The organism is Chroococcidiopsis sp. CCALA 051 (assembly GCF_003015105.1).
Taxonomy (GTDB): Bacteria; Cyanobacteriota; Cyanobacteriia; order Cyanobacteriales; family Chroococcidiopsidaceae; genus Chroococcidiopsis; species Chroococcidiopsis thermalis.
On sequence record NZ_PYCI01000019.1, the window covers coordinates 25215 to 45400 of the forward strand.

General features: G+C 44.7%; 19 protein-coding genes. 8 read left to right on the forward strand and 11 right to left on the reverse strand.

Annotated elements, in window-relative coordinates; translation table 11 throughout:
- Positions 1 to 19: 19 nt before the first annotated feature.
- Entirely contained in the window at positions 20 to 703 is a 684-nt protein-coding gene (locus C7Y66_RS06780) for an SDR family oxidoreductase (protein WP_106168795.1), read from the reverse strand.
- 85 nt (positions 704 to 788) lie between these two features.
- Between C7Y66_RS06780 and C7Y66_RS06785 the strand changes: the two genes are divergently transcribed.
- On the forward strand, positions 789 to 1241 hold the full coding sequence (locus C7Y66_RS06785) for a trans-aconitate 2-methyltransferase (protein WP_106544981.1): 453 nt from the start codon (positions 789 to 791) through the stop codon (positions 1239 to 1241).
- A 215-nt stretch (positions 1242 to 1456) separates the two neighbouring features.
- Here C7Y66_RS06785 and C7Y66_RS06790 read toward each other — a convergent pair whose 3' ends face one another.
- The 4 genes from C7Y66_RS06790 to menD all read right to left on the reverse strand — a co-directional run bounded on the left by C7Y66_RS06790 (position 1457) and on the right by menD (position 5833).
- Positions 1457 to 2395, reverse strand: coding sequence for a GNAT family N-acetyltransferase (locus C7Y66_RS06790; protein ID WP_106544982.1), 939 nt, complete (start codon positions 2393 to 2395; stop codon positions 1457 to 1459).
- A gap of 93 nt (positions 2396 to 2488) precedes the next feature.
- Positions 2489 to 2929, reverse strand: coding sequence for a KTSC domain-containing protein (locus C7Y66_RS06795; RefSeq protein ID WP_106544983.1), 441 nt, complete (start codon positions 2927 to 2929; stop codon positions 2489 to 2491).
- A 511-nt stretch (positions 2930 to 3440) separates the two neighbouring features.
- Complete coding sequence (locus tag C7Y66_RS06800; RefSeq protein ID WP_106544984.1) at positions 3441 to 3956, reverse strand: hypothetical protein; 516 nt, start codon at positions 3954 to 3956, stop codon at positions 3441 to 3443.
- Positions 3957 to 4024: 68 nt separating this feature from the next.
- Positions 4025 to 5833 (reverse strand): 2-succinyl-5-enolpyruvyl-6-hydroxy-3-cyclohexene-1-carboxylic-acid synthase, encoded by a 1809-nt coding sequence (gene menD, locus C7Y66_RS06805; protein WP_106544985.1) that lies wholly within the window; start codon positions 5831 to 5833, stop codon positions 4025 to 4027.
- 214 nt (positions 5834 to 6047) lie between these two features.
- Here menD and C7Y66_RS06810 point away from each other — a divergent pair, with 214 nt between their 5' ends.
- Positions 6048 to 6860, forward strand: coding sequence for a fumarylacetoacetate hydrolase family protein (locus tag C7Y66_RS06810; RefSeq protein ID WP_015155081.1), 813 nt, complete (start codon positions 6048 to 6050; stop codon positions 6858 to 6860).
- A gap of 127 nt (positions 6861 to 6987) precedes the next feature.
- Here the strand turns inward: C7Y66_RS06810 and C7Y66_RS06815 are convergent, their stop codons facing one another.
- Entirely contained in the window at positions 6988 to 7464 is a 477-nt protein-coding gene (locus C7Y66_RS06815; protein ID WP_015155082.1) for a Tic20 family protein, read from the reverse strand.
- Between the two features lie 161 nt (positions 7465 to 7625).
- Positions 7626 to 7823, reverse strand: coding sequence for a hypothetical protein (locus C7Y66_RS06820; protein WP_015155083.1), 198 nt, complete (start codon positions 7821 to 7823; stop codon positions 7626 to 7628).
- A 369-nt stretch (positions 7824 to 8192) separates the two neighbouring features.
- Here C7Y66_RS06820 and glyA point away from each other — a divergent pair, with 369 nt between their 5' ends.
- From glyA to C7Y66_RS06845, 6 genes are all read left to right on the forward strand, one after another.
- A complete protein-coding gene (gene glyA, locus C7Y66_RS06825; protein ID WP_106544986.1) occupies positions 8193 to 9476 on the forward strand; it encodes a serine hydroxymethyltransferase in 1284 nt (427 codons plus the stop codon).
- 68 nt (positions 9477 to 9544) lie between these two features.
- A complete protein-coding gene (locus C7Y66_RS06830; RefSeq protein WP_106544987.1) occupies positions 9545 to 10843 on the forward strand; it encodes a competence/damage-inducible protein A in 1299 nt (432 codons plus the stop codon).
- Positions 10844 to 11233: 390 nt separating this feature from the next.
- A complete protein-coding gene (locus tag C7Y66_RS31615; RefSeq protein WP_015155086.1) occupies positions 11234 to 11377 on the forward strand; it encodes a hypothetical protein in 144 nt (47 codons plus the stop codon).
- Between the two features lie 7 nt (positions 11378 to 11384).
- Complete coding sequence (gene aroQ / locus C7Y66_RS06835) at positions 11385 to 11861, forward strand: type II 3-dehydroquinate dehydratase (protein WP_015155087.1); 477 nt, start codon at positions 11385 to 11387, stop codon at positions 11859 to 11861.
- Complete coding sequence (locus tag C7Y66_RS06840) at positions 11861 to 12739, forward strand: ADP-ribosylglycohydrolase family protein (protein WP_015155088.1); 879 nt, start codon at positions 11861 to 11863, stop codon at positions 12737 to 12739. The genes aroQ and C7Y66_RS06840 overlap by 1 nt, the downstream gene beginning before the upstream one ends.
- 230 nt (positions 12740 to 12969) lie before the next feature.
- Positions 12970 to 15441, forward strand: coding sequence for an HD family phosphohydrolase (locus C7Y66_RS06845; RefSeq protein ID WP_106544988.1), 2472 nt, complete (start codon positions 12970 to 12972; stop codon positions 15439 to 15441).
- Positions 15442 to 15444: 3 nt separating this feature from the next.
- Here the strand turns inward: C7Y66_RS06845 and C7Y66_RS06850 are convergent, their stop codons facing one another.
- From C7Y66_RS06850 to C7Y66_RS06865, 4 genes are all read right to left on the reverse strand, one after another.
- Entirely contained in the window at positions 15445 to 16413 is a 969-nt protein-coding gene (locus tag C7Y66_RS06850) for a putative 2-dehydropantoate 2-reductase (RefSeq protein WP_106544989.1), read from the reverse strand.
- Positions 16388 to 17326, reverse strand: a complete 939-nt coding sequence (locus C7Y66_RS06855; RefSeq protein ID WP_106544990.1) for an ion channel — start codon at positions 17324 to 17326, stop codon at positions 16388 to 16390. Before C7Y66_RS06855 ends, C7Y66_RS06850 begins: the two co-directional genes overlap by 26 nt.
- Positions 17327 to 17598: 272 nt before the next feature.
- Positions 17599 to 18537 (reverse strand): YihY/virulence factor BrkB family protein, encoded by a 939-nt coding sequence (locus C7Y66_RS06860; RefSeq protein ID WP_106168570.1) that lies wholly within the window; start codon positions 18535 to 18537, stop codon positions 17599 to 17601.
- Between the two features lie 276 nt (positions 18538 to 18813).
- Positions 18814 to 20007, reverse strand: coding sequence for a glycosyltransferase family 4 protein (locus C7Y66_RS06865; RefSeq protein ID WP_106544991.1), 1194 nt, complete (start codon positions 20005 to 20007; stop codon positions 18814 to 18816).
- Positions 20008 to 20186 lie beyond the last annotated feature (179 nt).

The following is a 20186-nucleotide window of genomic DNA, read 5'->3' on the forward strand; positions in this document are numbered from 1 at the left end:
CTACGAATGCATGACTTCCTCAAACGGGAACAGTCAACGGCATTCCATTATCCTTGGCACTCAATTTAAGTAGAAATGGTACGGCTTGCTTGACCCAATCTTTGATCGCAGTATAAGCCGCTGCCTCCTCTCCATAACAAATTTCCAACATATCTGTATGAATGATGCCGGGGTTGAGGGGAATCGCTGCCATTCCCGAGGGTAATTCCTGTGCCAAAGACCTAGTAAGTCCCTCAATTGCCCATTTTGACGCACAGTATGATGCGACCTCTGGAGAAGTGGAACGACCCCAACCAGAACTTAAGTTAACGATAATGCCCCGGTTTTTCTCCTTCATGGCGGGGACAAAGTGACGGATAACGTTTGCTACTCCTTTGATGTTGACATCAATCAGGCGATCGAATTCTTCAACAGGAATCTGCCACAGTGGGGCTAGAGGATTAATTATAGCTGCATTGTTAATTAGTAAATCTGGCACGCCGTGGCGCGAAAGTACTTGTTCTGCCCAAGTTTTCACCTGCTGGTTATCGGCAACGTCTACTACCATAAAATCGTGCGGCGAATTATACTGCTGAGATAGTTTTGCTACTGCTGCCTCAGAACGGGCGCAACCTACAACTGTATGTCCAGCTTGAATGAATCCTTCCGTCATGGCAAGCCCCAAACCGCGACTTACCCCCGTGATGACAATCAGCTTAGTCATGATGAAACTTGGCGTAACTTTACTTTACTAAAAAACTAGTTTGCAGGAGTAGAAGGCATATTTCCCTCTCAAATTATCTTACGCAATGCTTGAAGCTAATGGACTTGCTTCCTGGTTTAAGGAAGAACAGCAAAAAACCGAAAATTGGTATCTTGCATCTAGCAATCCTTACCAACAGTCAGGATGGGGAAGTACGCCCGAACGCTGGCGCTGCGGACGAGAGGTAATTTTAGCAGCGGTCAACAAGAACGGAAGTTTTTTAGATGTGGGTTGTGCCAATGGTTTATTGCTAGAAAGCTTAATACAATGGGCAAGCGAACAAAAAATCCAGTTGATTCCCTATGGAATAGATATTTCGTCCCGCTTGATAGAACTTTCGTGTCAGAGACTACCAGATTTCATCAATAATTTTGCGATCGCTAATGCCTTATACTGGCGCTCGACAACTCAATATGATTTTATACATACCTTATTAGAATATGTCCCTTCTCAGTTACATTCGGATTATATTCAGCGGCTTTTTAATGCTGTGAAATAGGGAGGAAGATTAATTGTCAGTAGTTACAGTAACCGCAGTCGTCAGCAACAAACTTTTGATGTTGTTCAATATCTCAAACAACTTGACTATCCTGTAGCAGGAAATGCTAGCAGTCAAGAGGAAGATGGTTGGATATTAACTCGTGTTGCATGGATAGAAAAGCGTTAAACCTAATTTTAAATACAAAGCTGTTTCGATCGTATTAGTAATTACTATTACCGCCAATCATCTACAACAAATACATCAGGACGACAATATCCTGGTTGGTTCGGTCTATGCATTACTATCCCAGTAATCTCCGTCCGAAAACCCCGCGCTATCATCCGGCGATATGCCTCATGACGACTCGTATTCACCCCAGCTAATAAGCGCGACATACCCATCTGTACGCTCAAAGTTTCGCATAGATCTAATAATTGCTCAAATCGTTTCTCTACATTTTTTCCCGAACGCACAACCCCAAATTTAACATAGCAAGTATCGCTACCTGCTTCGGTTCCCGCACCACAATGACAAACAGCAAATCCTGCTAAACTCTTTTCATCCCAAAAGAAAACCGTGTCGCCTATTTTTTGCGTCTCTATGACAATAATTGCTTGCGACAGATCTAAACCTGCAAAAATGCTATCTGTAATAGTAAGACTTTCTTTTAAAATACTCGATCGCTGTTCTCGATCCATTTGAGAATATCTGATGACTTGCGGCACTGGCTGAGACTGTTGTACGGGTTTAGCCATAATTACAGTTAGGAACCGCTGCCAAAATCCAAATTTTTGATACAGCGCGTGGTGTTTGGAACTATTAGGAAAAGTAAATAAACCCGCCTGCTGGATATTCCATGTATTGAAGCATTCTACAACTGGTTCGATCAGTCGTTGGGCAATTTTTTGGTTCCACCAATCGGGATGAACGCTAAGGGGACCAAAAGAGGCACAACTACCCCATCGAGTTACTAAATTAGATCCTATAATTCTATCTGCGATCGCGGCAAAAGCTGCTGATGGATTTGCGTGCCAGCGACTTTGGATAAAGTTTGCATCACCTCCAAATTCCATTGGATCGGGCAATCCGATAAAAGTGCCAAAAGCTAATCTGAAAACGCGATCTGCTGCGGGTATTTCGCTTTCTTGAAGCTGGCGAATTAAGACTTCCATTGTTGAGATATTTTCTAAAGGTCGGTCGGTTTATATCTTCCTTTATTACCTTTCAATAGCTCATAAAGTCACAAAAAATTTAAATATTACAACCTAGCAACATTCTTCTTCGCTGTAATCGCAGTCGATATAGTCGATGCGCTGGCAATCGTATTGACCTTTAATATTGTTGTTATAAAATCTTCCTAGAGAATCGGTTTCTTGTAAAGCTTCCCAAGTCTCCGGTTCCACATCTGCATACTGATATACACTGCCACTACTAAACTCAACTTGTAAAATGCGATCGTTGCAGCCATAACCAATTGATGTTGCCATTGTAGACTGAACTGGTAGCATTTTTAGAGGTTCAGATGCAGCAGGTAATGCATTAGTATTAACTAATGAATTGACGTGTTGCAAACCTTCATAAGCCTCAATCGGGGCGGGAACCTCCACTAACTCAAACTCATCTCCTCGGTCAATTAACAGCCCTAAATAACCATCTGAATGACCGACAGCTACTAGATTACCCAGATCGAGTTTAGAGAACTTCATCAGGATTCTTACCCTTTTATTTTTAGTACAATTGTACTTAAGAACGGGCGTTTTGTATAGTGCTAAGGCAACATACCACCATCTCTTGCTTTCCCTGTGTGAACCAAGGCTGTCTCAAAGCGAGCAGCGCTACCTCATCTGAAAATCTATGGATTAAAGCCTGAGTTATATTTGAACTTTTGTTTCTATTAACTAAGTTTGATTGCTATTTCGATCCAAATATACAAAAAGGCTTCAGTATTATAAGATACATAGTTTCGGAGTATACAAATAATATGGCAAATTTAAATAGATTGGTACAAGGCGTATCGCAGCAATTCAACCAAAATTCTTTAAGTTGGGGTTCGCTATTGGTTTGGATAAGTGGGTTAGTTGTAATAATGATGTTGATGGTAAGATTTTCTCAAATTTATTAAGTTTTTCAGGCTGATTTTTAGAAAAATAATATAGCAGGGAGCAGATAAGCAAGAGCAATTTACACTTGTAGGATGCTCCCTAACAGCAAGATTTATCATCGACGCTCGATAATATTCCTACCCCAGTTACCGCGATCGCCCGTACCAGTCCAGTAGTACCAAAAAAATTTTGGCGTGAGTCTTTTTACTGGATGAGGTTCTAATTGATATCTTTGGGCTACCATCGCTCCATTAATTCCCCTCAACGCCTCGCGATTAGTGTAGCCTAAATGGTCTTTAGAAATCTCAATTTGTTGAGCGCGACGAAAGTTAATTAAAGCCGTATTGTAATCACCCCTAATTCCCGCCCGAATTCCTGTTTTCATTAAGCGCGTGTAGTCTTTACCATATCCAGGAATAATTGCTAATGGTGGTGGTAAGCAAGTATCATCTTTTGCTTTGCGGCTAGGGACTGCACCAACTGGAACGGGATAAAAAATTTTACAGTCTAATGGGTTGTTGTTATAAAAACTACTGCGAAAATACTTCGGCTCTCTTGTTGTTTGAGCCTGAGTTGGAAGCGCTGTTGCGATCGCAATTAAGACCGCTAAGGTAGCAGAAATTCTTTTCATCAGTTATCAGTTATCAGTTATCAGTTATCAGTGACAAATGACGAAGGACAAATGACCAATATCTAACTTCAAATTCCTTGGACAAATTTTGCTAAATTCGCTTGTCGCCATCGAGCATCAGCTTTTCTATTTGTCCTCAACTCTAAAACTCGAATGCCGCTTGCTGGTATAAACTCTAGCCTTTGTTGCAAATCTTCCCAAGTCGTAATTAACTCATGTTCTACACCATAAGTCTGACAAAGGCAAGCGAAATCAATATCTTGTGGCGTAGCAAAAAACTCTTCAAAGGGTGGTTCAAACTGAGAAATTGGCAGCATTTCAAAAATTCCGCCACCATTGTTATTAATCAGCACAATTGTTAAATGACCCTTAAGTTTTTTACCAATGAGAAAGCCATTAGTATCGTGCAATAAAGCTAAGTCTCCAGTTAGCATGACACTGCTTTGATTGTGATGAGCAATTCCTAAAGCAGTAGATAAAGTACCATCAATGCCATTTGCGCCGCGATTCACAAAAGGTCGCACGCCAGAATTACTAGGCATCCAAAAAAATTCTACATCGCGCACGGGCATACTATTGGCAATAAACAGTGGCGTACCAGGGGGGAGTATTTGAGAGAGCATCCAAGCTACCTTACCTTCAAACGGCTGATTCAGGTTGGCGATCGCCCCATCTACAACACCTCTCACCTTAGTCTCTAAATCGCACCATAGCTGCAGATAGTCGCTAGGTAACTTTGGCTTTGTAGGGTAGATTTGAGCTAACTGTTCCACACAAAGGCGCAGATGAGTTGTTTTACCATGTAGAGGGTCTAGATTTTGGTCGCTAGGATCGACAATCCAACGCTGCGGTTGAGTGCGATCGAGCCAACTACGTAACTCTTTACTTGTAGGCAATTCCCCAATTTGGATTACCAAGTCCGGCTTGAGTTTATCTGCTAGCTGCGGCTGCCGAAGAATTAAATCGTAGGTAGAAATGAGATAGGGATTGAGTTCGGCATAATTTCTGGCTGGAGATAACCCCTCTGCTAGAACTGGGAATTTCACTGTTTTAGCAAGTTGAGCGATCGCCCCACAATATTCTCGTGGGTTCTGTGGTTGCGCAATACCAGCAATGATGATACCGCGTTCGAGCTGTTGCCAAAAGACAGGTAGGGGTGGGTTTAACCCAGATATCTCTTGACTCGTCAACAATTTGGACAAACCTACTCGTACGGGAGTTGCAGGGAGGGACAGATGCGCGTCCGCACGGGAACCGATTTCGATCCCAGCAAAAAAGTCTTCTAATTCTAGTTGAGAAGAGATAAATTCAGAATTATTGCCATCGGGTATGGGTGCGAGGGGGTCGCGAAAAGGTATATTGAGATGAATAACTCCAGGGACGGGGTATAGCGCCCGTTCCCACGCATAAATCGCTGTTTGGCGTAAATATCTTAACGTCGAGATTTCTAAAGATGGTAGAGCTAATTCTGCTTGCCAGTTAGGATAAGAGCCAAATAACTTTAACTGATCGATCGTTTGTCCAGAATGACAGTGTCTCAATTCAGGAGGTCGATCGGCTGTTAGAACTATTAAAGGCACTCGACTTTCCCTTGCTTCCACGATTGCGGGATAGCAGTTAACTCCAGCCGTACCGGAGGTGACGACGACAACTACAGGTTTACTCGTTTGTTTAGCAATTCCCAAGGCGAAAAAGGCAGCAGAACGCTCATCTAACACGGAAATTGCCTCAACTTCTGAGGCTTGTAAGAAAGCGATTGTCAGTGGGGTAGAACGCGAACCAGGACAAATGACAGCAGTATTGAGTCCCAACCGTCGCCATGTTTCTACCAAAATAGAGGCACAAGCAGAATTTGTATTTCTTAAATCGATTGACATTGCGATCGCACAAACTATTAAGTAGTCATCCGTTATCAGTGGCTAGTGGCTAGTGGAACCGTTGACAAGAATTGAGTCTAGCCACTTGTCACTCACGACTCACGACTCACTTCCCAACGACCAACAACCAACGAAAAAATGCTTTGTAAAACTATCAACACAAAAATTCACGCTCAAACGATAGAGTAAACGATCAGGTATCTAATAACACTTTATGGCGCAACGCTACATTCGAGTTCAATCTCTAGAGGGACGCATCTACTACGGCATACTCCAACTTAGCTTGGAAGTTCTGCTATTAGATGCTCCGCCTTGGTTACAAGGACAGCCTACGGAGGAAAGCTTAACACCAGATGAATATCAGATTCTCGCACCTTGCGCTCCCTCCAAAATCGTAGCAGTGGGTAAAAACTACGTGGAACATGCAGCAGAAATGGGTTCAAGTGTACCGAAGGAACCTTTGTTGTTTCTGAAGCCACCTTCAGCAGTGATTGCCACGGCGACGGAAATTAAATACCCGCAACAGTCGAGACGGGTAGACTATGAAGGAGAATTAGCTTTAGTGATTGGCGATCGCACGTCAGATTGTACGCCAGAACAAGCGCAGAAAAAAATTTGGGGCTATACGATCGCTAACGATATCACGGCGCGAGATTTACAAAGGCAGGATAGTCAGTGGACGCGAGCCAAAGGATTTGATACCTTTTGCCCCCTTGGTCCCTGGATCGTCCGAGAAATCAATCCATCTGCCCAACTACAGACATTTTTAAACGATAATCCCCAACCCGTACAATCTGCCAGCATCGAAGAAATGGTCTATTCTCCATCTGTCCTCGTGTCCTACATCAGTCAAGTCATGACGCTGTTACCTGGGGATGTCGTCTTGACTGGAACTCCTCCTGGGGTAGGAGTGCTGAATGCAGGCGATCGCATCCGCGTTGAGATTGAAGGGATTGGTCGCTTAGAAAATACTGTAATTTTAAGGTACGCCAACGAGAATTCTGAATCGACAATTCAAAACTTATGATGTTTTCATGACTAAAGCAACAAGATTGTTAAAAGTAGTAAAATGTGCAATCGACTTTTAGAAAATAGATAAGTCTCTTGCACTCAGATCGCCAATGACCAATGCCTAATTACCGATGACAAAATATCTATCTCACCTGCATATGAACTGCATCAGAGAGAGCAGGAATTTCTGCATATTTTCCTCTTAGAGACTGAGTTACAGCAAACGCTACAGCTGCCACTATTCCAAGGAAAATTGTACTGGCTATAGTCTGCGTGGCAAAACTAGCCCCAGGAATTGGAGCCAAAATTGGCAGCACCAACCCACACAAAAATATTACAATATCAATTAAAATTGCTTGCATGGTATTGAAACGAATAAAGTGGCTGATGCTTTCATTTCTAACTACCAATAGATATAAAGCAAAAAAGACAATTAAACTAGCAAAAGGTATACTACTGTATATTTGCAATAAAGGTATCAGCGGTAGAAATAGATATTGTAGAACTGGAAATTCTCGCAGTAAGAAAACGCCAAATGCAAACCCATGCATCAAGGGCAGTAAATATGGTAAACAAGCAAAGATTCGCTCTTGCACCGTAGTAGACCCGCGCCAAGCCATTGTTTATTCTCCTAAAAGAATTTATTTGAATTTAACTCTTCATATGCACAGGATAGCGCAGGTTTTACAGTTATTCAGTTGTCAGCGACCAGCGACCGATGACCAGTGACTAGTTAATTATGACTTGCGACTTGCGACTTGCGACTTGCGATGCACTACCATCATTCAACATTGGCAATGCGGAAGCCCATCATACATTCGTACTGATCTGGTTGTCCTGGCGAGAGTTTAGGTACAGCTTGACCACAGCGTAATTGTCCTTGTCTCCAACGTGGCTGTCCAGCACGATCGGCAAGCAAACAGCTTTGGCAAACTTGCTGAGGGGCAAGGATTCGATCTTCCATCAAAATCACTAACATCCAGATCCCTCCAGAATATCCTATGATCCCTTAAGTCAATTTTATGCTAGTCACTTATAAAGAGTGTTATAAGGCATACAGAGCTTAATATCCGCGTTAGTAGTTGGTAAGTTGTAAGTCGGAATTAAATTCTCCCTCAGCTCCCTCAGCTCCCCTGCTCCTCTACTCATTAGGTTGCGGATAACTGGTCACTGGTCACTGGTTACTGATAACTGCTCGTGCGCTCCCTGCTCCCTATGATTGAGTTAAAGTATCTATGTTGAGTTATGCTGTCCGCAAATTTTGATTGATGGTGTGGTTTCGGAAAACGCGATCGCTCCTATTAATCTAGACAGGTACAGTCGTGTAAATTGCTTAAGGTTAACCACAGTGTCTTCGACTAACTTAGATTTACTTGCTTCCTCCGATCCGGTTGTGGCTGAATTAATTAGCGGCGAACTTCAGCGCCAGCGCGACCACTTAGAATTAATTGCTAGTGAAAACTTTACCTCGGCTGCTGTTTTAGCTGCCCAGGGTTCGGTATTGACCAATAAATATGCTGAAGGCTTACCAGGAAAGCGTTATTACGGTGGTTGTGAATATATCGATCGCGTCGAGCAATTAGCGATCGATCGCGTCAAACAACTGTTTGGTGCGGCTCATGCCAACGTTCAACCCCATTCTGGCGCTCAAGCTAATTTTGCCGTCTTCATGACTCTGCTAGAGCCAGGAGACGCAATTATGGGGATGGATTTATCCCACGGCGGACACTTAACCCACGGTTCGCCCGTAAATTTCTCTGGGAAGTGGTTCAAAGTCCACCATTACGGCGTGAATCCCCAGACCGAACAATTAGACTACGACCAAATTCGGGAATTGGCGCTGCAACATCGTCCCAAGCTACTCATTTGCGGTTATTCTGCTTATCCACGCATAATTGACTTTGAAAAGTTTAGAGCGATCGCCGATGAAGTTGGTGCTTACTTATTAGCCGATATCGCTCACATTGCTGGCTTGGTTGCTACTGGCTTGCATCCTAACCCCATTCCCTACTGCGATGTGGTTACGACAACCACCCATAAAACTTTGCGCGGACCAAGAGGCGGATTAATTCTCACTCGCGATCCCGAACTGGGTAAAAAACTAGATAAATCCGTGTTCCCTGGTAGCCAAGGCGGACCCTTGGAACACGTCATCGCGGCGAAAGCAGTTGCCTTTGGCGAAGCATTGCAGCCTCAATTCAAGACTTATGCAGCCCAAGTCATTGAAAATGCTAAAGCTATGGCGGCTCAATTACAAAACAGAGGCTTCAAACTGGTATCCAACGGTACAGAAAATCATTTGATGCTGGTTGACTTGCGCTGTATTGGCATGACAGGTAAAGAAGGCGATCGCCTTTTAGGTGAAACAAATATCACTGCCAATAAGAATACAGTCCCCTTCGATACAGAATCGCCTTTTGTTACCAGTGGTATCCGTTTGGGTTCCCCAGCCATGACCACACGAGGCATGGGTACGGAAGAATTTACCGAAATTGCCAATATTATCGCCGAGCGCCTGCTACATCCTCAAGATGATACCGTGGCGCAAGACTGTCGCCGCCGAGTCGCGGCATTGTGCGATCGCTTCCCCCTCTATCCGCATCTCAACGTTCCCGTACCTGCGCTAGCATAAGTGACTAGTGACTAGTGACTAGTGACTAGTTTCGTCTAACCACTAACCGCTAACCACTAGCCACTACCATGAGTGCCGAAATCATTTGTGTTGGAACTGAATTACTGCTGGGCGATATTCTCAATACCAACGCGCAATTTTTAGCTCAGCAATTAGCAAATCTAGGAATTCCCCATTACTATCAAACTGTAGTGGGGGATAATCCAGCAAGAATCAAACACGCGATTCAAGTCGCTCTAGATCGAACATCAACTCAAGATAACTCAACTCAAGTTCTCATCTTTACGGGTGGATTAGGTCCTACGCCCGACGATCTGACCCACGAAACTTTAGCCGATTTCTTTGGCGTACCGCTCGCAGAACACCAAGAAATTATTGAAGACATTACTCGCAAATATGCTGCACGCGGGCGAAAAATGTCTCCTAGCAATCGCAAGCAAGCCTTACTACCTCAAGGTGCGGCAGTTTTACCCAATCCAGGTGGAACCGCCCCAGGTATTCTCTGGCAACCGCGCACTGGGGTGGCAATCCTTACCTTTCCTGGCGTACCGTCAGAAATGCAGCGAATGTGGCAAGAAACCGCCGTCCCTTACCTTAAGACTCTTGGTTACGGTCGAGAAATTATTTATAGCCAAACTTTGAAATTTTGGGGGATTGCCGAAGCCGCTTTAGCAGAAAAAGCAGCAGCCTTTCTCAATTTACCTAACCCTACCGTAGCTCCTTATGCCAGCCAAGGAGAAGTAAAGTTGCGTGTCTCAGCAAAAGCAACTTCTCCAGAAACAGCCCAGCAAATTATTGCTCCAGTGGCTCGACAATTGCAGGAAATTGGAGACTTAAATTATTTCGGTTCTGACGAAGAAACTTTAGCCTCGGCGGTTGGTAAATTGTTAACTGCGACGGGAGAAACTCTGAGTGTGGCAGAATCCTGTACGGGTGGCGGTTTAGGGCAGATGCTCACGGATATACCAGGTAGTTCTAGATATTTCTGGGGGGGAGTTATCTCCTACGACAATGCAGTAAAAATTTCTGTTTTGGGCGTTAATCCTGATGATTTGAGTCAATTTGGCGCTGTCAGCGCGATCGTCGCCGAACAAATGGCAGCAGGAGTGCGATCGCGTCTCGGTACGACTTGGGGTTTGAGCATCACGGGAATTGCCGGACCCGATGGTGGTACGGCAACCAAACCTGTTGGCTTAGTGTACATCGGTTTGGCGGGAGCCGATGGCAAGGTTCAAAGTTTTGAAAATCATTTCGGAACTGGACGCGATCGCGCTCTGATTCGCCATATCAGCGCCTGCACCGCTCTCGATCTCTTGCGCCGCCTACTAAAATCTAGGGAGCAGAGGGGAGAAGAGGGCTGCTCTTGAGCTGGGGAGGCTCTCGGGATCTGGGGGAGCAATTCTAGTCACTAGCCACCAGTCACCAGTCACTGATAACTGATAACCATTCCCTCAAAAGAGAGATGTGTCTGCTGTTGGAATTTGTGATATCTTTATATTAAATAAAAAGATTAAGCTGTCACCTTCGTTTTCCCAACAAAATGTTGGTAGAGCAAAGGAAACAGAAAGTTAAAGCGGTTGAGAATAAGTAGCTAAGCTACATTTTGACTTGAAAAAGTTAAACTTTGTGTGCTAGCAACAGCAAAAAGCTAAGCAAATATAAAGAATAAGTAGCGGCAAAATCAAGAGCGCACAAAGATAGATTCCAATCGATTATCATCAAGAAATCAAGGTAGTTTTGTAGGAGTAATCGGTTCGATGGATTACATAGATCGGGTACTGGAAAAGCTGAAAGAATGGGCGCGCAAGCTAATTGAAGCCTTGCTAGGACCGGAAGCTGAACCGGAACCAGAGCCGATCCCAATTCCAGTTGACGATCGCCGCACTCGTCGTCACAGATAGATATTGAATGGGCTTAGCTGGCGTGTCTTCTCATTCGTCACTTATTAGGATACTCGTGCTGCATGGACCGAATTTGAACCTGCTGGGAGCAAGAGAACCAGGAATTTACGGTTCAGTGACGTTAGCTGAGATCGACAGCATGTTAGTGGCAGAAGGGAATCAACTGCAAGCAGAAGTGAAGGCGATGCAGTCTAACCATGAAGGCGTGCTAGTGGATGCGATCCAAGCAGCTAAGTCAGAATACCAGGGAATTGTGATTAATGCGGGTGCTTATACCCATACAAGCGTGGCGCTGCGAGATGCGATCGCTGCGGTAAAAATGCCCACAGTAGAAGTTCATTTAAGTAATATTTATCAACGAGAATCTTTTCGCCATCACTCCTATATTGCAGGTGTAGCAATCGGGCAAATTAGTGGTTTTGGCGTACAGAGTTATCGCTTAGGTTTACACGCCTTGATTCACCATATCAGGCACTCCAATTAATGAGTTACTCGATTCATAGTCGATTTCGCGGCACGATGCTGGGAATGGCAGTTGGCGAAGTCGCAAACCACCCTAAACTTAAGGCGATATTATCTGAAAGGGCAATCGATAACTCATCCCAATCGGGGTTGCTTGACTCAGTATTGCAAGGAATAAAGACTTTGATCGCGCTCGGTAAGTTCGATTACGAAGCGTGGCACAAATTCATGACAAAAGAGTTGACTGGTAATCCAATCGCTTCACCTTTAACAACTCTTCCCATATCAGTATTTTTTCATGAGAATGAGTTGAAGCTGCGGCAAAATTTGCAACTGGCGCTAGTCGCGATCGATCGGGATGAGCCAGAAAGCCGAGATGGAACCTTAGCAATAGGACAAGCAATCGCCATTGCTTTACAAGCAAAATCGAACCCAATCGAGATAATTTCCCAAGCAATTGCTTTTGTAGGAACATCCCCAACTGCAACAGCTGCAAAACTCTCACAAGTCAAAGAGCTACTGGACGAACGAGCAGGATTGGAAAGAGCGATCGCTCAGTTAGGACAACCCCATGAATTGAGCAGTCAAATCGCTTTGGCGTTTTTTTGCTACCTGAGTACTCCAGCAGACTTTCGCTTGACCGTTCAAAGAGCAGCAATAAGCGATCGCTCTGGCGTGACGAGCGCGATCGCGGGTGCGCTTTCAGGAGCTTACAATGGCGTGGCAAGCATTCCAGTTACTCAAGCACTAGCAATAGGGGTGACAAATCAGGCTGAAGTGCTAAGATTGTGTGATGTACTAGTCGCAGTGTGGTCGGGAGTATATCAGCAGAGCGATCGAGCTACTACCAACAATCAAATAGTTGCAATTGCTGCCCCTAAAATCGTGCGGAGGCGCTGAGAATAATTGCTGTCTTTCCAAAATCGATCTGAAAAATTTGATTTCAGGAAAGTTTAGTTTCTAAATACTTGAGTTGTAGAACAGGCAATAAGCTTAATCGCCAGTTGTGAGCTCTCATTGTGGAAAGATCCATAGACTGGATGTAATTATTGTCATTCAACCTAAGATTACAGATGAGGCTTTATGCCATTTAACTTTTTGCTCCATGCCGATTGCATGTAATAAGGGTAATGAAAAAGCGCACGCTATTTGAATTGCTCGACCTGCAACTCAAGAAGTGGTGGCAATTGCTACCAAACCAGCAGCAATTAACTCGTAAAGTATGCCAAGCTCAACCAGGAGTTAAAGCTAAAAAACCTCCTAAAGTGCGCAGAGAACGCACCTCTGCGCTCCTGATACTGGCAGTGATATTGCTGAGTATAATGTTGGGACATCGCTTTGCCAACCAACCTCGGCTAGATGAAGGCACGATCGCACCAGAGACAATTCGCGCCCCTAAAGCAGCTCAAATTGTCGATACGAAAACTACAGCCCAAAACCGCCAAATTGCATGGAGAAAAGCAGAGCCGATCTTAGTCATTGACTCGACGGTAAACCAAAAAATTTGGCAAAAGTTGCAAACTAACTTGACACAGGGAGAGCAACTGCGGCAGCTAGCAGGAGATTTTCCATTTACAACCACAACCAACTTATCTACAGCAGCACAAATTTATCTACGCAGCTGCCCAGATTCCCAGTGGCAGAAAGTCTTAGCCTTTTTACGAGACACGCAAAGTCGAGAACGCAAGCAAAATACCGCGACAACGAACTTTGCTCCGGTTAAACTCGAAAGATTTGAAAATGAGGCAATGGCTCAGGCAGCAAGGGAACTGAATGCTTATCGCTTGAAAACAGCGAAGTCTCACCAGTTCTCGATGTTAATGGCAAAGCTATCTCAAGTCCGCCAGCAATACGCTCAAGCTTTATCGCAACTGGCACAATTACAAAAAGCAACTCCGCCAACTCTTTACGAATCTTCCTGGTTAGATTTATCCGATCCCATTTGGTCGAAGACAGTTGCAGGTATCCGCGCCACTACACAACGCATTCTCGCCCAAGGAGTTTATCGAGGTATATCATCCGACACTTTGCAAACAGCGGTGAACTTACAAGTGCGATCGCATGTACCACCGCAGATGGAACCTCTAGCAACCCAAATGCTGTTAACCGTCCTCGAACCAAATCTCAAAGAAGACGAGGCACAAACAAAGTTAGCAGCAGCTGAAGCGGTAGCAAAAATTACCCCCCAAATGCTGAATCTAGAGCGAGGCGAGGTCATAGTCAGAAAAGGCGAAACGATCGACCATGCTGCATTTATTACTCTCGACTATTTCGGTCTGTCGCGACGCGGGATCGGTTGGTCGGGGCTATCAAAATTTGGTGGGATCGTCAGTGTAGCCGTTGGTATTTTTGCCTGGATTGCCTGGAAATTCGAGCGGCAAAAACTACGGCAGCGTGACTGTGTTTTAATTTTATTATTAGCATTGAGTACTCCGCTACTCTTAAGGCTAAATTTACGGTATATTAACTTACCTGCTGTAGGACTGTTACTAGGTAGCTTCTACGGCTTCCCAATTGGTGGCACAGTTGTAGGGTTGTTGGGGCTGCTCGTACCTATAGGAATGGATATTAGCGGCAAGTCTTTATTAACAGGCTTAGCGGGCGGAATGCTAGCTAGTTGGATGGCTGGGTGGATGCGATCGCGAGAAGAGTTAGCTCTAATCGGAGTCGCGGTTAGTGCAATCCAAGGATTAGCTTACCTGCTCGGGAAAGTCGTACTCAGCGCGATCGGGACTGATTCAGTATGGAATTGGTACGATGTTGCCCTTCAAGCTGGCTTATTTAGCCTTGCAGGGATTGTCTGGAGCGCGATCGCGATCGGCATTAGCCCCTATTTAGAGCATTTTTTCGATCTAGTTACCCCAATTCGGCTAGCAGAACTTGCCAACCCCAACCGACCATTATTAAAGCGTTTGGCAACGGAAGCCCCCGGAACCTTTCAACACACGCTGTTTGTCTCCACTCTGGCAGAGGCAGCGGCGAGGGCATTGGGATGCAACGTCGAATTGGTGCGGACGGGAACCTTATATCACGATATTGGCAAACTCCACGATCCCCTCGCTTTTATTGAGAATCAGATGGGTGGGGTCAATAAACACGATGAAATTAACGATCCTTGGGAGAGTGCGGCAATTATTAGAAAGCACGTGACTGAAGGGTTGGTCATGGCACGCAAGTGTCGTTTACCAATGGCAATCCAAGCCTTTATTCCCGAACATCAAGGCACGATGGCGATCGCCTATTTTTACCACCAAGCGCAGCAGATCGCACGACAAGACCATAGCATTACAGTAGACGAAAGAGATTTTTGTTACGCGGGTCCAGCGCCCCAGTCGCGAGAAACAGCCTTGGTGATGCTAGCAGATTCCTGTGAAGCAGCTTTACGCACTCTACCAGCAGCGGGAAAATCAGGCGGAAAAGAACCGACGCGAGAGGAAGCCCTAGCTATGGTACAAAAAATTCTGCGATCGCGCTGGCAAGATAATCAATTAGTTGACTCTGGACTAACGCGGGCAGACATGGATACGATCGCTGAAACCTTTGTCAACATTTGGCAACAATTTCATCACAAGCGGATTGCTTATCCAAAGAGGAAGGAGTAAATTCTACCCCTGATTTTTTCCATCTAAAAACTTCAACTGCCGATACAAAGTGCGAATTTGAGGTAAATTTGTCCCAGCAGCCTCAGCTAGACGTAATGGACTGCCAACGATCGCTTCAACTTCCAAAGGACGCTGCAAATCATAGTCAATTTTCATACTAGTTTTATAGGGCTTCATTTTGGCAGTGCGATCGAGCATGTTTTGGACAAAACTACTGGAAATATGGCGATCGAACCTAGCTGCACCCGCTACCACTTCCGCCATCAACTCTTCGACTAAAGCCCGAGTGGATGCATCTGCCATCAACTCATCGGTTCGAGCATTAAGTATGACAGATAGCCCATTATAGGGAATATTCCATACCAATTTTTGCCAACGTGCTAAGAGCAAATCTTCTGATAAGTCAATGGGAATGCCAGCAGATTCAAAATCAGTGGCAATTTGCTGCATTCTTGCCGTAATTCCCGCCGGATGATAGTTAGCAGTATATTCCCCCAGGGAGATCGCCTTGTAATCTAAATGGCGAATATGTCCTGGGGCAACTTTATTAGCGCAGACAAAACACATACCACCGATAACTCGATGAGAACCGACAATTTCAGCTACCGCGTCTTCTATGCCCAAACCATTTTGCAATACCAAAACTACGCCATCGTCTTTCAGAACTGGAAGTAATAGATCGGGTAGTAGATGATTTTGAGTCGTTTTCAGCGCGATCGCCACCACATCGCAACGCGGCATATCCTTCACGTCTTGGTAAGCATTGACTTGGGATAGGGTAAAGTCCCCGTCAGTTGACTCGATAACTAAACCAGATTGAGAAACATGGGTATAATCGCTGCGAAGCAAAAAATGGACATCTAAACCAGCCTTTTGCAGACAACCACCATAATAACCACCCAATGCCCCCGTTCCTAACATGGCGTAACTGCGTTTACCATCACAATTATGGCGATCGGGATACGACTCCATTTGTTTCTTCCCTCTGGCTAGAAACGGGCATTACCTCATGAAAGTGGTTGTAATCGATATAGCGTTGCCCGTCAGACTTCTGGAATAAAATATCAGCAAATCGATGATGCCACAACATCTCTGAAGCAATGTATGTATGACGAGCATGTATCATCTGAGATACAGTCTCATCAATGCCAGTCAGCGTCACCACCAACATTGTCTCTGCTGCTTCTAGATCTGCTAAAGTAGCGCCGTAAAAAGGGCTGTACTCGTCAATCGGATGCATCACTGTCCAAGAGAGAATAAAAATTGGGTTATTAGCACGTACCAAAGGCAGGTCGTACAATCGGCGCATAAACTGCCCCTCAGCATTCATTTCGTCTCGTACCAGTACAACTCTAATCTGCGCTTCAATAATTTGGTTGCGACGCTTATTCGCCACGCGAAACATCAAAGTTGGAATCTCATCATAAGCCGTGACCACAGCCACTCGACTGAAAACCACTCGCGCCGTAGGACGAGAGAAACGAGCAAAAGCGATTCCCGTTCCCATAGCTACGCCCAATAAACCCACCCAAGATTCGATCGCCACTAGGACATTAGCGTAGTCAGTTTGCGGATTCATCACGCCATAGCCAATAGTTGCCATTGTTTGAATGCTGAAAAAGAAAGCATCCCAGAAATTGCCAGGTCGAGCGTTAGCTATGCTACCTGGTTGTAATAAATAGGCAAGAGCAAACAAAGAATTGAGTAATATGTATCCAGAAGCTACGATACCTAAGAACCAAGACCAAGGCATAGTAATCAACAAATGGTATGGATCGCGCCAGTAGTAATACCATTTATTAATCCCCTGAACGTTTAACCGTCCATTCTGCCTGACAATCGGAATAATTGGTTTACGGGGGAGACGACGCTTTGCTTTTGTCATTTGTCCTTGGTTGGAGGTGATTCCAACTCATGAATCGCAACTTGTGAGTTAGGCGTTACCAACTACCTCTAGATAGATATTCTGACTTGATTTGGTAAAAGATGGGAAACAGTTGTTAATAGGGAGTGACTAGTGGCTAGTGACTGGTGACTAGAATTGCTCCTGAAGTTCCTCTGCTTCCTTGTCCCCCTTCGCCCCCTAATCCCCACTCCCTTCGGTCGTGGGGAAGAGCGAGTTCCCCCTTGTCCCCCTTGTCTTACTTATTCCGACTTCTATCTCGTCTTCCGGCGACGACGATCGCGATCCGTTCTCATCCCTTGCTCGTCACGGTTTTTTTCCGTTAGCGGTATGGCATTTTTTGTTGGTACGATGCGAGAACCATATCTTCTAGCATAAACTTGAGTAAATTCTGCACCGAAAAAGAGGATTTGGGCAGCATAGTAAACCCAAACTAAGATAATGACGACTGAACCTGCCGCGCCGTAGGTAGAACCAAAACTACTGTTTCCTAGATACAGTCCCAAAGCAAACCTACCAATTGAGAATAGCAGCGAAGTAACGATCGCGCCGCTCCAAACATCGCTCCAGGCAATTTTGACATCTGGCAAGACTTTGTAAATCAGTCCGAATAGTAGTGTCGTCACGGCAAAAGAGAGGACGAAGTTAGCTATCTGTAACAATGCTCCGATTCCCGGTAGCAAGCTGCCCAAAAAATTAACCAATCCTGATAAACCTGCACTTAAAACCAGGGAAACGAGTAGCAAAAAGCCTACGCCGAGTACCATCGTGAATGACAAAAAGCGATCGCGCAAGATGCCGATTAAACCCCGTCCTGGTTTCGGCTGAACTTCCCAGATCGTATTCAAAGAGTCTTGTAACTGAGCGAATAAGCCAGAAGCGCCAAATAGTAAGACAGCAATACTAATCAGGGAGGCAATGGTTCCTGCTTTAGGTTTACTAGCGCCTTCAATTGCCGTTTCAATAAATTGTGCCCCGTCCCTACCTACCAAACCTTGAATCTGCGTCACAATTTCGCCTCTGGCTGCTTCTTCACCAAAGACTGCTCCAGCAATCGCGATCGCAATAATTAACATGGGGGCGAGGGAAAATACCGTGTAATATGCGAGTGCTGCGGCTAGTCGCGAAGCTTTATCTTCGTTCCATTCAGTAAATGTCTCTCGCAATAAACTAATAATTGTCTTAATTCTCACTGCTAAATCTCCTCTTTGCCAGATGCACGGTCATTTTGATGACTATGACAAAATCGGAAATTTTACACATCTCCAAGGAGATAGAAAAAATTTAAATCTAGTTAATTTGATACTTTTAAATGAAGTTTTAGTATCTTTAGTTACTCTCTCAACTCAGGTAGGTGAATTTCGAGCGAAATTGTTGCTGCAATAGTTAATTACTAGTTGTTAGTTGTTGGTTAATAGTGCTGAATGACAAATAACTATCAACTAACAACTGTGAAATATTATCCTTGACTAATTATCAAATAATCTTTGATAAATTTCTAAGTGCTGTTGAGTAATATTTTGCCAGTTAAGATTTTCGCTAAAAATCTGACTGGCTTTAGCCTGTTGTCTTCGTTTTTCGGGGCAATCGATCAGTTCTATTAATACAGTTGTCAGGGCAGCAACATCATGCGGCGGGACAAGTAATAATGGATGCGTATCTGGTAAATACGACGGCATATAAGTGGCGATCGCTGGTAAACCGTGAGATAAAAGCGACATCAAAGAACTATTATTGAGACTCACATCGCGATCTAACACTCCGATATCCGATCCTGCGAGATAGCGAGACACAATTTCCTCGTCCAAATATCCTGTGAAATGGACGAACGAATGTAATTCGAGTGCGTCAATCGTTGTTTGCAGTTGTGTTAAGTATGTATTATCGTCTTGAACCGTTGATTTTGGGCTATCTTTCCTATCCATCACCAGTAGCCTTGTTTGGGGCTGAGTTGTGAGAACCTGTTGAAAAGCTAGTAGTAAAGTCGCTAACTCCTTCCCAGAATGGAGAAAGCCAAAATAAGTGATGACGAGCGTATCTTCATGCCAATTGCAGTTTTGCCGTAAAATCTGGCGTGCTGCACTACAGTTCGTTTCGCTCGCTTGTACGTTAGGAATTGTGGGAACGTGCCACAAACGACGCTCTATATTAGGTAATCTTGCTTGAATTAAGGTTTTTGCTTCCGGCGCGATCGCAATTGTAGCGTTGCTTAACGTCAGCAAAAATCCCCCTTCTCGATCCCACCACGTATACTGCTGCAACCAACCCGAAAATCGAGATAGCAATCCTCGTTGCCACTCCCAATTACCATACTCGTGTACTGTCGTCACGATGGGCGATCGCCACCCAGATAAACGCAATAACAACGGTAGTAACAAGATTGCGGGCTGATGACCGTAGATCTGCGGATGGTACTGAATGTGTACGGCATCCGCACCACTATCCCATACTGCTTTGACCAAAGCCTTTAGATCGACCCACCGCCATCCATGTACGACTCCTAAAGCATGAGGATCGTAAGCTGCTTCTGCCGCGTAGTAAGTTGTCAGTACAATAGATTCCACACCGCGATCGCGAAGGGAAGTATGTAGGCGAGCAGTGTAGTCTGAAACACTATCGCTTTCTGGTAAGTACGTACCAGCAATGAAAGCAATGCGGCTCATGGCACAAGACGGCGGGTAGAAGCCAATATCTCCTTCTTGACTCTGGCTTGTACGAGTACGATCACTGCTAACAACTACTATCACGATCGGTAAATAATTTACTATTCTTCGATGATGAAAATAAAGCTGGCAGAGTTCCTAATTCTACAGTAATAATACTGATTTCAAACACCAGAAAG

Excerpts from the sequence above, each read along its gene's own strand:
- C7Y66_RS06780 (WP_106168795.1), bottom strand. The coding sequence starts at position 703 with ATGACTAAGCTGATTGTCATCACGGGGGTAAGTCGCGGTTTGGGGCTT.
- C7Y66_RS06785 (WP_106544981.1), top strand. The coding sequence starts at position 789 with ATGCTTGAAGCTAATGGACTTGCTTCCTGGTTTAAGGAAGAACAGCAA.
- C7Y66_RS06790 (WP_106544982.1), bottom strand. The coding sequence starts at position 2,395 with ATGGAAGTCTTAATTCGCCAGCTTCAAGAAAGCGAAATACCCGCAGCA.
- C7Y66_RS06795 (WP_106544983.1), bottom strand. The coding sequence starts at position 2,929 with ATGAAGTTCTCTAAACTCGATCTGGGTAATCTAGTAGCTGTCGGTCAT.
- C7Y66_RS06800 (WP_106544984.1), bottom strand. The coding sequence starts at position 3,956 with ATGAAAAGAATTTCTGCTACCTTAGCGGTCTTAATTGCGATCGCAACA.
- menD (WP_106544985.1), bottom strand. The coding sequence starts at position 5,833 with ATGTCAATCGATTTAAGAAATACAAATTCTGCTTGTGCCTCTATTTTG.
- C7Y66_RS06810 (WP_015155081.1), top strand. The coding sequence starts at position 6,048 with ATGGCGCAACGCTACATTCGAGTTCAATCTCTAGAGGGACGCATCTAC.
- C7Y66_RS06815 (WP_015155082.1), bottom strand. The coding sequence starts at position 7,464 with ATGGCTTGGCGCGGGTCTACTACGGTGCAAGAGCGAATCTTTGCTTGT.
- C7Y66_RS06820 (WP_015155083.1), bottom strand. The coding sequence starts at position 7,823 with ATGTTAGTGATTTTGATGGAAGATCGAATCCTTGCCCCTCAGCAAGTT.
- C7Y66_RS06830 (WP_106544987.1), top strand. The coding sequence starts at position 9,545 with ATGAGTGCCGAAATCATTTGTGTTGGAACTGAATTACTGCTGGGCGAT.
- C7Y66_RS31615 (WP_015155086.1), top strand. The coding sequence starts at position 11,234 with ATGGATTACATAGATCGGGTACTGGAAAAGCTGAAAGAATGGGCGCGC.
- aroQ (WP_015155087.1), top strand. The coding sequence starts at position 11,385 with ATGGGCTTAGCTGGCGTGTCTTCTCATTCGTCACTTATTAGGATACTC.
- C7Y66_RS06840 (WP_015155088.1), top strand. The coding sequence starts at position 11,861 with ATGAGTTACTCGATTCATAGTCGATTTCGCGGCACGATGCTGGGAATG.
- C7Y66_RS06845 (WP_106544988.1), top strand. The coding sequence starts at position 12,970 with ATGAAAAAGCGCACGCTATTTGAATTGCTCGACCTGCAACTCAAGAAG.
- C7Y66_RS06850 (WP_106544989.1), bottom strand. The coding sequence starts at position 16,413 with ATGGAGTCGTATCCCGATCGCCATAATTGTGATGGTAAACGCAGTTAC.
- C7Y66_RS06855 (WP_106544990.1), bottom strand. The coding sequence starts at position 17,326 with ATGACAAAAGCAAAGCGTCGTCTCCCCCGTAAACCAATTATTCCGATT.
- C7Y66_RS06865 (WP_106544991.1), bottom strand. The coding sequence starts at position 20,007 with ATGAGCCGCATTGCTTTCATTGCTGGTACGTACTTACCAGAAAGCGAT.